Here is an 11,546-nt window from a genome sequence, read left to right as displayed (position 1 = left end):
GTTCGATGAACTGCGCATCGCGCAGTTCATCGACCACGAGTCCAGCGCTTGCGCTGGTTCGGGTCGAGGGGCGAACAGCCCCCGCGGGGTCCGGGGCGGCGCCCCGGCGCGGCGGCGGCCCCAAAAAGAGACGTCAGCTCAGCGGCTCGTGGTGATCGTGCGCGACCACGCCGCGCTTCCAGTGCCCTGAGGCGTGGATTCGTGCGCGCGCCCAGCCTTGCTCGCGCACGAGCATGCGCATCACTGCGGCGGTCTCGGAGGCCTCACCGGCGAGCCAGGCGAATCCATTGCTCGCATCGGGAAGCTCGGCTGCGCGCACGATGTCCACGAGCTGCTTTGCTACGTCGCCCGCTCCGCCCGCGTCCGCACGGTGCACCCAGCGGGTCTCCACGCCTGGCTGGACAAGCTCGGGCCATGCGACCTGGTCTTTCGTGTCCTCGACCAGCGCCACCACGAAATTGTGCACGGTCGCCGGTGTCTCCTCGAGACGACGTACCATCTCCGGCAACGCCGTCTCGTCGCCGACGAAGAGCTGCCAGGCTGGTTGCAGCCGGAGCAGGCGCGAGCCGCGCGGCCCGGCGAGGCCCAGCACGTCGCCTGGGGTCGCGCGTGCCGCCCAGGAGGAGGCGACGCCATGCCCGTGCAACAGGAAGTCGACGTCGATGGTGTCCGCGTGCCTTGCCCTGATGGTGTAGTCGCGCGCGATCGGACGTGCGCCCGGTGGCGGCTTTATTTCGCCGCGCTCGTCGATGACGGGCAGTGCAGGCTCGGACTGTCCCTCGGCGGGGAACAAGAGCTTCACGTGGTCCTCGGGTGCCAGGGATATGAAGCCCTCGAGTTCGGGACCGCCGAGCGTGATGCGACGCATACGTGGCGAGAGATCGCGGACGCGGGTGACGACCAAACGGCGAATCTTCAGCGGGTGACGAACGAGCTCGAAGGGCGAGTCTTCACGGTTCATCGAGGACACTCCTGCGGAGACGAAGGTGGCCGGTCACCAATAACACTGGGGAAATTTATGCAACGAGCGAATCGGTGTGTTGGACGAAAGGTCTACGATGCGGCCATTCGCCGCCTTGAAGCAGACGCAGACCAGGAGCCCGAGCCGCTTCGCTTCCGCCCCCGCTTCCACTTCCGCCCCCGCTTCCGCAACATCTCCGCTGTTGACAGCCCCCTCGCGGCGCGCGAAACCATGGGCGCGTTCTTAACGGCAGGAGGCTGACTTTGCTGAAGCACCTCAACATCGACGAGATGGTGGCGATCATCGCGCCCTGGGTGGACGAGTCGAAGCGCAAGAGCGTGTTCCTCTCCATCCCGGAGATCGCGCCGCTGCATGGCAAGGTGCTGAAGGCCTACGAGGCCGTGATCAGCATCCCGCAGACCAAGGCCACGCCGACTGCGCTCGCCTCGATCCTCGAAGAGGAGACGCTCGTCGACGCGCGGCACGATCACCTCGCCCGCGCCATCTCGCTCTCGCTCGACGCGCGCGCTGAGCTCTACCTCGCGGGGCATCCGCCCGACTTCGCGCGCGCGGCGCGGGCCCGGGACATCTCGCGCAAGTTGTTCCCGACGGGCCTGGCGATCGTGAACGCGTCGCTGCTCGCGGAGTCGGGCAACACGGCGCGGGTCGCGCGGCTCGTGCGGGAGGAGGAGCCCTGGATGAGCGACTTCCTCACGGAGATCCCGGCGGGCGCGCCCCCGCATACGCTGAAGGACGTGGTGGACGCGTGGATCGCGACCGGCGCGCGCCTGGCCGAGCTCGAGAACGCGCGGACGGAGCTGCTCGCGAAGGAGGCGGCGACGCCCGAGGGCGTGCTGTCGCCACAGGCCGCGCGCAGCTTTTGGCTCCGGGTGGTGTCGCAGGTCCTATCGAACCTGGAGCTGTCGGAGGCGCCGGCCGAGTACATCGAGGCGATCCGGAGGCCGGTCCTGCGTGCGTCCGAGCGGGCGGAGCGGCGGTATGCGGGCGAGAAGAGCGCGCCGGACCCGATGAACGACGATACGTTGCCGGCCGACGGCTGAAGGGAAGTTGGCCCATCGCGGCGCCTGGCGCTAAGCGCGCTGTGTGCTGGCCAAGCGCATCATCCCGTGCCTCGACGTGAAGGACGGACGCGTCGTCAAGGGCGTCCAGTTCGTCGGGCTCAGGGACGCGGGCGATCCCGTCGAGGCCGCCCGGCGCTACGACGAGGCCGGCGCCGACGAGATCACCTTCCTCGACATCACGGCCTCACACGAGAAACGCGGGACGCTGCTCGACATGGTGCGCGCGGCGGCCGATCAGATCTTCGTGCCGCTCACCGTGGGCGGCGGCGTGGGGAGCGAGCGCGACATCGAGGCGTTGCTCGACGCGGGCGCCGATAAGATCGCGATCAACACGGCCGCGGTGCGCGAACCGGAGCTCGTGGAGCGGGCGGCGGCGCGGTGGGGCGCGCAGGCGATCGTGGTGGCGATCGATGCGAGGCGGGTCGGGACGGAGGAGCCGGCCCGGTGGACCGTCGTGACGCACGGGGGGCGGCGGGAGACGGGGCTCGACGTGATCGAGTGGTCGAAGCGGATCACGGGGCTCGGGGCGGGAGAGATCCTGCTGACGAGCATGGACCGGGACGGGACGAAGGCTGGCTACGACCTCGCGCTGACGCGGGCCGTGGCGGACGCGGTGAGCGTGCCGGTGATCGCGTCGGGGGGCGTGGGGACGCTCGAGCATCTGTACGAGGGGCTCGTCGTGGGAGGGGCGGACGCGGCGCTCTGCGCGTCGATCTTCCACGACGGGACGTACTCGGTGGCGGAGGCGAAGGCGTACCTGGCGGGACGCGGGGTGGCGGTGCGGCAAGGCGAACCGAGGAGAGGTGGGTCGTGAATCGGGCGAACGTGACGCTTTCGGAGGTCCTCGGGGCCGCATCCGCGCGGGCCGCGGCGATGGTGCCGGAGAGCGCGGGCTACCTCGTGCTTTCGCTGTGCGACGCGCTCGGGAATCTGCCGATCCGGGTGGACCCCGCCGCCGTGACGCTGTCGGCCGAAGGCGTGGTGGCCGTGAACCGGCAAGGCGAGGTGCTGTCCGGCGCGGAAGCCGCGCGCGGGCTGCGGGAGTTGCTCGGGCGGCTCCTCGCGGTGACGGCAGGCGGAGCGCCGGGGCTTTCCGCGGTGGCGAGGGCAAGGGCGCAGGCCGCCGAGCGAGGTCCGGGCGTGGTGGCGGCGGAGATCGAGGCGGCGCTGGTGCCGCTGAATCGGGGTGCGGCGAAGCGGACGCTGGCGAGGTTGGCCAGGGAGACGGCGCGCGCGGTGGAGGCAGGGCTCGTGGTGGAGCCGGCGCCGCTGCCGGCGCCGGTGGTGGTGGCGGCTCCGGTGCAGGCTCCGGTGGTGGTGGCGGCGCCGGCACCCGCTCCCGTGGCCGCTGCCGCGCCCGCGCCCGCTCCCGTCTCCGCGCGCGTGGCCGCTCCCGCGTCCGTGACCGTGGTGGACAAGGTCGTTTCGGTCGCGGCCATCCCTTCCCTGCCGCCGGATCTGCTGTTCACCGCGCCGCCCTCGGGGCCGCTGCGCGAGGCGACGCCGACGCTCCAGGATCCGATGTCGATCGAGACGACCGACGCGACGCCGCTCTGCAGCGTCGATCTCGCCCTGCTGGAAGCGCCGGCCGAGAGCGAGAAGTCGAGCCCCGCGGCGGCGGTGTTGCCAGCGTCGGAGCCGGTTGCGGCGCAGGCGCAGGTGCCGGTCGTGCCCGCGGTGGCGGAGTCGACGTTGCTTTCCGCGCGGGAAGCGGCGGTCGAGCTCTTGCCGCCGGCCGAGGCGTCGCCCGCGGCGGCGCCGGTGTCCGTGAAGGACGCCGGGACACGCGTGACCCACGAGTCGACGTGGCCCTGGCCGGTCGGGCTCGGGATGCGGCCAGAGGCGCCACCGCCGGGATCGGCGCGGCCTGTCGCGGCGCCGCCTTCGCGGGTGGAGGAGGCGCGGGTGGAGGAGGCGGCGGCCGTGGTGCATGCGGTGCCGTCGGAGGTGCCGCCTTCGGCCGAGGAATTGCGGAGCTTCGAGTTCGAGGTGCTCACGCCGCTACCGTCACCGGCCGTGGAAAAGGGCGTGGAAGCGCTGTCGCTGTCGGGATTCTCGGGCATCGTGGAAGCGCTCGAGCATCCAGCGACGGAGCCGCCCGCGTCGGTGGTGGATCCGGTATGGGTGGCGCCTTCGGTGTCCGTGAAGCCGGTGGCGGTGGAGCCTGCGGTGGCGGAGGAGCCGGCGGCGGCGGTCGTGGAAGAGGCACCCGCGGAGGCGGCCTTCGTGGCGGCGCCCGCGAAGGTGGGGCCGGACCGCGTGGACGAGCTGCTGACGCGATTCGCATTGCCGGAAGGCGGCGAGGAGGCGTTGTTCCGGGCGACGGCGTCGAGCTTGAAGGAGCTCGCGGGGCTCGCGCCGACGCCCTACGCGCCGGAGGTCCTGCCGGCGATCCGGATCCCGGCGCGGCCGGAAGGCAAGAGCCCGGAATGGCTGCCGCAAGTACGCAAGGAGCCGGCGGAGCTCGCGCCGGCGCCGCTGGTGCCGGTTTCACGCAGAATGGGGGCGCGGGTGCTTTTGCCGCTCGCGCTGTTGGTGGTGGTGCTGGCAGGGACGGGGGTGCTCGCCTGGGCAAGACCGGGCATTTTCGCGCGCGTGCCGCGGTTCTGGAAGGCGGTGCCGAGCGAAGGAGCCGAGAGGCCGGTGGCAGCGACGGACGAGGCGGAGTAGGGCGCCAAACGACGCGCTGGAAACCGCGCGACGAGGCTGGTATCCTCCAGTTCCATGAGCACGCACGTGTTGCCCTTGCCGCTGGCCCTCGATCCGGAGCTTCGTGAGCGTCTGGAACGGATCGCCCAGGCCGCAGGCCGCAGCGTCTCCGAGCTCGCAGGCGCCGTCCTGCGCGACTTCATCGACGAGAACGACCGCCAGCTCGCCGCCATCGACGCTGGCATCGCCGAGGCCGACGCAGGCGAGCTCCTCGATTTCGAGGAAGTCCGAGCGGACATGCACAAGAAGATGTCCGCCCTCTCCCCGAAGCGATGAAGCTCCGGCTGACGCTCACGCGGCTGGCCAAGCTCGACCTGGACGACCTCATCGTCCACATCGGCACGGACAACCGTCGAGCCGCCGTGAAAATCGGCACCTCGATTCTCGACAAGATCGAGCTCCTCAAGGACCACCCGGAAATGGGGCGTCGCGGTCGACGCCCCGGGACACGGGAGCTCGTCGTCGAAGGCACGCACTACATCGTCGCTTATCGCGTCGTGCCCGAACGAGAGCAGATCCAGATCCTGCGAATCCTGCACACGTCGAGGCTCTGGCCCGAGCAGCTCTGAGCGTACCCCAAGCCGAGCCTCGGTTTCCCGCCTACCCCCGCTCGAACCATTCCTTCGCCGCGGCCGCGCCATTGGCCACGAGCTTGTCCTGCATCTCCTTCGAGAGCTTGAATTCGGTCGTGGCCACGCCCGCGTCGTCGATGAAGATCGTCCGCGCGAGCGCTGCTTCGTCGAGGTGCAAGAGCGTCGACGAGGAGATGATGAACGAGGTCAGCGCCTTGGCGTAGGTCTCGAAATCTTTGATGTCCATGCGCGGAAGCCTCCAATCGTCGAGGGAGGCATCGTTCTCCGCCTTCGTCCCCAGGCAAAAGCCGAGCGTCGCCGGCTGCACCGCCGGGGCGTGCGGATCGGCGCCGAGGACCGGGGTCTTGTGGACGCCGTCGAAAAGATCGATCGGGTAATTCCACGAGACACCGCCGTCGACGTAGAGGTCACCATGGAAGGGGTACGCCTCGAAGAAGAGCGGAATGCTCATCGACATGCGCACGGCCTTGTACACGGGGACGTCGGGGCGCGAGGCGGCTGAAAAGACCTCGGCGATGCGCTGCGAGAGATTCGTCGTGACGACGTAAAGGTTGCGAGCGCGGCCAGGGTATGCCGTGGCGAGGGCCGAAAGCTCCGCGAAGGTGAGGTCGGGCTGAGCGCGACCGGTGAGGCGCTCGGTGAGGTGCGCGATCTGATTGCGCAGCCAGTCCTCGGCGGTCTTGCCCGGGTGGACGCCGTAGGCCTCGAAAAGGCGCGAGGCGCCCCCGAAGACCCAGCCCTTGCCGTCCATGAATTTGGTGAAGTCGGTCTCCCGCAGGATCTTTTCGAGCTCCGCGGCGTCGACGCCAACCGCGAGAAGCGCCGCCGTGATCGCGCCCGCCGACGCGCCCGCGACCTGCGTGACGCCCCCGAGCACACCACGCCGCTCGAGTTCCCCGATCGCGCCGGCATACGCGATCCCCTTCATGCCCCCACCCTCGAACACGAGATTCTCGATCTTCATGACACGAGCCCTCCATCGGACAGGGTATCCGGGGCGTGGGGGCGGCGTCATCCATGAAGCAACCGGGGTCGAGCAATCCGTCTCCCCTCGAAAGCGCATGGGTTCGGATGGCTGGCGTACAGCGACGTGGTACGCTGATGGCATGATCACGCGGTTCGAGGTCGATGGGTTCAAGTCGCTGCGGGATTTCGCGGTGGATCTGGAGCCGCTCACCGTGTTCGTCGGCCCGAATGGAGCGGGGAAGTCGAACCTGCTGGAGGCGATGGCGCTGCTCGGGCGGCTGGCCTCGATGCCCGTGGAGGAGGCGTTCAAGAAGGGACGCGGACGGGTCCTCGATCAGTTCAGCCGGTTTGGGGGAGAGACGAGCAAAACGATTCGATTTGCGGTCGAGGTGTCGATGCGCGCGCCCATTCCAGCTCTCGATGAGGAGTCGCGACGCTCCCAACAGGATATCAATACGAGCTCACGATTGAGCGCCGAGCGCGGGAATCGGGCGTCGACAGATTCGTGATCAAGCACGAGAGTCTTCGGGGAAAGCTCGACGGCGGTGACGAGACGGATTCTTTCGTCACCAATATCATCGGAGAGTCTTCAGGCACAGTTCTCCAGGGGGCGCATTCGGTCCAGTTCTCTTCCCCTCTCTTGGGTCTCGTCAACGCCCTCGTGGAAGAACTCGGCACATTCCGCATCCCTCATCTCGATGCCACCCGACTCCGCGAGCCAAGCGAGAGAATCAGCTCCGGCATCCTCGCGCCCGACGCCTCCAATCTCGCGACGATACTCGCGGACACGCCTCCGCGCGAGCCCCGCGCCCGCCCCGTGGGCAAGCCCAAGAAGCCGAGCGACAGCGCCTTCGTCGCCTCGCTGCGCGAAGTCGACATGCTGCTCCACGCCGCGGACGCCGAGGCGGCCGAATGACACGGAGCCGTATCTACCTTTGTGCTGCCCTCTATGCAGAGGGGCCAAGCGATTACGATTTCCTCTCCCCACTCATCAATCGCTTGCTCGATCTGCTGGGAAATAGGCTTCTTCCGAGCAGGGTCGACGTCGCGGAGACCATCGGCATCGACGCTCCCAGGCCGTATCCCCCGAAGCGAGACGATCGTATCGCCGCCGCTGTCGCCGAGCACTGGGGCGCCTTCACGCTACTTGTCATCCATGCCGATGGCGCAGGAGACCCGGACGAAGCGCGGCAGACCTGCGTGACACCGGGGACCGCTCTGGCCGAGCAGGACTTTCCATCCCTCGTCAGCGTGCCGTGCGTCCGCGAGGCCATCCAGGCCATCGCGCGCGCCTCGGACGCCGCAGACTGAAATCTCCCGCCAATGCAAGGGTCCCCCCGCATACCGCACGGGGACCCGTCCTCGATGAGCCTCCGCCACGCTCCCCCTCCGTACCGAGCTCCCCTCGACGTACCTTCGCTACGGTCCCCCTCCGTACCGAGCTCCCCTCGACGTACCTTCGCCACGCTCCCCCTCCGTACCGAGCTCCCCTCGACGCCCCTTCGCTACGGTCCCCCTCCGTGTTGAAGCCTCGTCCATGAGACTCCCCTAAGAAAAAAGGCCCCCGCGCATCCGCACGGGGGCCCTCTTCAACGAAGGAACGTGGAGCTCAGGCCCGCTCGAACAGCCCCGCCGCGCCCATCCCGCCGCCGATGCACATCGTCACGATCGCGTACCGCCCGCCGCGGCGGCGCAGCTCGTAGAGCGCCGTCGCCGTGAGCTTCGCGCCCGTGCAGCCGAGCGGATGGCCGAGCGCGATCGCGCCGCCGTTCACGTTGAGCTTCTCGTCCGGGATGCCGAGCTCGCGCTGGCAGTAGACCGATTGGCTCGCGAACGCCTCGTTCATCTCGACGAGGTCGATGTCGGCGATCGAGAGCCCCGTCTTCGCCAGGAGCTTCTTCACCGCCGGCACCGGGCCGATGCCCATGATCGACGGATCCACGCCCGCCGTGACGAACATGCGCAGGTAGCCGAGCGGCTTCACGCCGAGCGCGTCCGCCTTCGCCTTCGTCGTCACGAGCGCCGCCGCCGCGCCGTCCGAGAGCGGCGAGCTGTTGCCCGGCGTCACCGATCCTACGGTCGCGAACGCGGGCTTGAGCGCCGTCAGGCCCTCCAGCGTCGTGTCCGGGCGCGGCAGCTCGTCACGCGTGAAGTCGAACGCGATGCGCTCGTTGCCCTTGTAACGCACGCCCGTCACCGCGACGATCTCGTCCTTGAAGCGGCCCGCCTCGATCGCTGCCGAGGCCTTCTTCTGGCTCGACAACGCGAACGCGTCCTGATCGGCGCGCGCCACGTTGAAGCGCTTGGCCACGTTCTCGGCCGTGATGCCCATCGGCGTGTAGACCGACGGGAACCGATCCATCGCCTCGGGCGAGACCGAGATCTTGTTGCCCGTCATGGGCACCATCGACATGCTCTCGACGCCGCCCGCGAGGACGATGTCCGCGTAACCGGCCGTGATGCTGCCCGCCGCGAGCGCGATCGCCTGCAGGCCGCTCGAGCAGAACCGGTTGATGGTCATCGCCGAGACCTCTTCGGGCAGGCCGCCCAGCAAGGCCACCGGCCGCGCCACGTTGAGCCCCTGCTCGCCTTCCGGCATCGCACACCCGAGGACCAGGTCGTCGATGTCCGACGGCTTGATCTGCGGCACGCGCGCGAGCAGGCCTCGGATGACCTCACCCGCGAGCTCGTCGGGGCGCTTCTGCGCGAGCGCTCCCTTGTGGGCACGGCCCACGGCCGAACGAACGGCCTCCACGATCACGATGTCTGCCATGGCTACCACCTAGTTCCGCAGGGGTTTGTTGGTCATCAGGATGGACTGCATGCGCGCCTGGCTCTTCTCTTCGCCGCACAGGCTCACGAAGGCCTCGCGCTCGAGCTCGAGGATCTCGTCCTCGGTCACCTCGTGCGCGTTGCCGCTCGCGCCGCCGCAGAGCACGACCGCGAGCTTGCTCGCGATCTTGGCGTCGTGCTCGGTGGCGTAGCCACCCGCGACGAGCGTGTCGACCATCATCCGGAGCGTCGCGATGCCGCTCTCGCCCGGCAGCCGGTACGCCTTCGGCGCCGGCGGGTGATACCCCGACTCCGCAAGGCCGATCGCCTTCGCCTTCGCCTCGGTCACGAGGCGCGCCTTGTCGAACGAGACACCGTCCGTCTTGCGGAAGAAGCCGAGCGCCTTCGCCTCGTCCGCGCTCGTCGCGACCTTCGCGAGCGCGATGTTCTTGAACACCTGCGTCACGATCTCCTGCGTGTTGATGCTCGCGCCCTCGGGGATGCCCTCGAGCGCGCGCCAGAGCATGTTCAGCGTGCCCGCGCCGCCCGGGATCAGGCCCACGCCGACCTCGACGAGGCCCGCGTAGGTCTCGGCCGCCGCCTGCACCGCGCCCGCGCCGAAGCAGAGCTCGAGGCCGCCGCCGAGGGTCATGCCCCACGGCGCCGCGACCACCGGCACGCGCGCGTACTTCAGCCGCTGCGTCGCGTACTGGTAGTTCTTCACCATCGCGCGGATCGACTCCCAGTCCTTCTGCCCGGCCGCCATCACGACGAGGAAAAGGTTCGCGCCGACGCAGAAGTGATCGCCGTCGTTCGAGATGACGAGCCCGCGGAAGTCCTCCTCGGCCTTCGCGGCCGCGAGCGAGAGCATCGAGATCACGTCCGCGTCGATGCTGTTCGCCTTCGTCTTGAAGGTCAGGCCGAGGATGCCGTCGCCGAGATCCCACGCCTCGGCGCCGTCGTTCTTGAGCACCGGCGCCTCGCCCTTCTTCAGGATCGAGAACGTCGCGTTCCGCGGATCAATGGCGCGCTTCACGAAGGCGCCCTTCACGAGGTCGTACACCTCGTCGCCCTGGTAGAAGCTCGTCGCGCCCGACGCGATCATCTGCTCGATCGAGGCCGGCAGCGTGATGCCGTCCTTCTTCATGCGCTCCGCCGTCTTGACGAAGCCGAGCGCGTCCCACGTCTCGAAGGGGCCGAGCTCCCAGTTGTAGCCCCACTTCATCGCGTCATCGACCGCAGTCACGTCGTCCGTGATCTCGCCGATCCGCCGCGCCGCGTACGCGAGCGACTTCGAGAGCACCTTCCACGCGAACGCGCCGGCCTTGCCCTCGTCCGCGACGAGCTTGCGCACGCGCTCCTCGGGCGAGGCGATCTTCTCGATCGACTTCGTCGCCTTGCGGATCGCCTCGTCGCCGCCCTTCGCTCGGTACTCGAGCGCCTTGACGTCGAGCGTCTGGATCTGCCCGTCCTTGCCCTTCTTGTAGAAGCCGCCCTTCGTCTTGTCGCCGAGGATCTTCTTCTCGATCATGCCGCGGGCGAACGCCGGGACCTTGAAGACCTCGCGGTCCTCGTCCTCGGTGAGCGACGCGTAGCAGTTGTCGGCGACGTGCACGAACGTGTCGACACCGACGAGATCCGCGGTCCGGAAGGTCGCGCTCTTCGGGTGGCCCATCGCGGGGCCCGTGATCGCGTCGACGTCCTCGGGCTCGAGGCCCATCTCGACCATGCCCTGGAGCGTCGCCAGCATCGCGTGCACGCCGATGCGGTTGCCCACGAAGTTCGGCGTGTCCTTGCCGACGACGATGCCCTTGCCGAGCACGTCCTCGCCAAAGCGACGCACGCGCTCGAAGACGGCCGGATCCGTGTCGGGCCCGGCCACGAGCTCGAGGAGCTTCATGTAGCGGACCGGGTTGAAGAAGTGCATGACGAGGAAGTTCTTCCGGAACGCCTCGCCGCGCCCCGCCATCATCTCCGCGATGCGCAGGCCCGAGGTGTTCGACGCGACGATGGCGCCGGGCTTGACCAGCGCTTCGAGGCGCGCGAAGAGGCTCTGCTTCGGCTCGAGCTTCTCGATGATCGCCTCGATCACGAGGTCACAATCTTTCACACGCGAAAGATCGTCCTCCACGTTGCCGACCTCGACGAGGCGGGCGAAGGAGGGGTGGAAGAACGCGGCGGGACGGGCCTTCAAGGCCTTGTCGAGCCCGCCCTGGGCCCACGCGGAGCGGGCGGTGCGGTCGTTCTTCTGAGCGTCGCCGAGGTTCGGCGGGACCATGTCGAGCAGGACCACGTGGATCCCGGCATTCGCGAGGTGGGCGGCGATTCCGCTGCCCATGACCCCGGCGCCGATGACGGCTGCACGGTGGATTGGCTTCATCCGAGAAGGCTCCCTGGGTTGTCGTTGCCGGCAGACGGGTACCGCGGAGGCCGGCCGGTGTCTACGGACAGATGCCGCGACGC

12 protein-coding genes are annotated in these 11,546 nt (G+C 68.9%); 8 read left to right on the top strand and 4 right to left on the bottom strand.

All coding sequences use genetic code 11. The features are described 5' to 3' along the window. Positions 1-133 precede the first annotated feature (133 nt). Complete coding sequence (locus tag KEG38_RS34840) at positions 134-961, bottom strand: siderophore-interacting protein (protein ID WP_272424595.1); 828 nt, start codon at positions 959-961, stop codon at positions 134-136. Positions 962-1,224: 263 nt separating this feature from the next. Here KEG38_RS34840 and KEG38_RS34835 point away from each other — a divergent pair, with 263 nt between their 5' ends. From KEG38_RS34835 to KEG38_RS34815, 5 genes are read left to right on the top strand one after another with little or no spacing between them, the layout of a single operon-like run. Further along, complete coding sequence (locus KEG38_RS34835) at positions 1,225-2,022, top strand: hypothetical protein (protein WP_272424594.1); 798 nt, start codon at positions 1,225-1,227, stop codon at positions 2,020-2,022. 43 nt (positions 2,023-2,065) lie between these two features. Continuing rightward, positions 2,066-2,857, top strand: a complete 792-nt coding sequence (hisF, locus tag KEG38_RS34830) for an imidazole glycerol phosphate synthase subunit HisF (RefSeq protein WP_272424593.1) — start codon at positions 2,066-2,068, stop codon at positions 2,855-2,857. After that, the gene (locus KEG38_RS34825) at positions 2,854-4,713 is read left to right on the top strand and encodes a hypothetical protein (protein ID WP_272424591.1); all 1,860 of its coding nucleotides are present in this window, start codon (positions 2,854-2,856) and stop codon (positions 4,711-4,713) included. Before hisF ends, KEG38_RS34825 begins: the two co-directional genes overlap by 4 nt. Before the next feature lie 54 nt (positions 4,714-4,767). Continuing rightward, entirely contained in the window at positions 4,768-5,028 is a 261-nt protein-coding gene (locus tag KEG38_RS34820) for a CopG family ribbon-helix-helix protein (protein WP_272424589.1), read from the top strand. Then, complete coding sequence (locus KEG38_RS34815) at positions 5,025-5,321, top strand: type II toxin-antitoxin system RelE/ParE family toxin (protein WP_272424587.1); 297 nt, start codon at positions 5,025-5,027, stop codon at positions 5,319-5,321. Before KEG38_RS34820 ends, KEG38_RS34815 begins: the two co-directional genes overlap by 4 nt. Before the next feature lie 31 nt (positions 5,322-5,352). Here the strand turns inward: KEG38_RS34815 and KEG38_RS34810 are convergent, their stop codons facing one another. Beyond that, positions 5,353-6,309, bottom strand: a complete 957-nt coding sequence (locus KEG38_RS34810; protein ID WP_272424585.1) for a patatin-like phospholipase family protein — start codon at positions 6,307-6,309, stop codon at positions 5,353-5,355. A 142-nt stretch (positions 6,310-6,451) separates the two neighbouring features. Here KEG38_RS34810 and KEG38_RS34805 point away from each other — a divergent pair, with 142 nt between their 5' ends. The 3 genes from KEG38_RS34805 to KEG38_RS34795 all read left to right on the top strand — a co-directional run bounded on the left by KEG38_RS34805 (position 6,452) and on the right by KEG38_RS34795 (position 7,622). Continuing rightward, the gene (locus KEG38_RS34805; RefSeq protein WP_272424584.1) at positions 6,452-6,820 is read left to right on the top strand and encodes an AAA family ATPase; all 369 of its coding nucleotides are present in this window, start codon (positions 6,452-6,454) and stop codon (positions 6,818-6,820) included. Positions 6,821-6,951: 131 nt separating this feature from the next. Further along, on the top strand, positions 6,952-7,227 hold the full coding sequence (locus KEG38_RS34800) for a hypothetical protein (protein ID WP_272424583.1): 276 nt from the start codon (positions 6,952-6,954) through the stop codon (positions 7,225-7,227). Next, a complete protein-coding gene (locus tag KEG38_RS34795) occupies positions 7,224-7,622 on the top strand; it encodes a hypothetical protein (protein ID WP_272424581.1) in 399 nt (132 codons plus the stop codon). The genes KEG38_RS34800 and KEG38_RS34795 overlap by 4 nt, the downstream gene beginning before the upstream one ends. 298 nt (positions 7,623-7,920) lie before the next feature. Here the strand turns inward: KEG38_RS34795 and KEG38_RS34790 are convergent, their stop codons facing one another. Together KEG38_RS34790 and KEG38_RS34785 are read right to left on the bottom strand one after the other, a co-directional pair. Then, on the bottom strand, positions 7,921-9,084 hold the full coding sequence (locus tag KEG38_RS34790; RefSeq protein WP_272424580.1) for a thiolase family protein: 1,164 nt from the start codon (positions 9,082-9,084) through the stop codon (positions 7,921-7,923). A gap of 9 nt (positions 9,085-9,093) precedes the next feature. Then, on the bottom strand, positions 9,094-11,463 hold the full coding sequence (locus tag KEG38_RS34785) for a 3-hydroxyacyl-CoA dehydrogenase/enoyl-CoA hydratase family protein (protein ID WP_272424579.1): 2,370 nt from the start codon (positions 11,461-11,463) through the stop codon (positions 9,094-9,096). Between the last annotated feature and the right edge of the window lie 83 nt (positions 11,464-11,546).

Origin of the sequence: Polyangium jinanense (assembly GCF_028435265.1) — a bacterium.
Classification (GTDB): Bacteria; Myxococcota_A; Polyangia; order Polyangiales; family Polyangiaceae; genus Polyangium; species Polyangium jinanense.
Note: the sequence above shows the minus strand (reverse complement) of the source record. Positions and strands in the feature narration are given on the sequence as shown.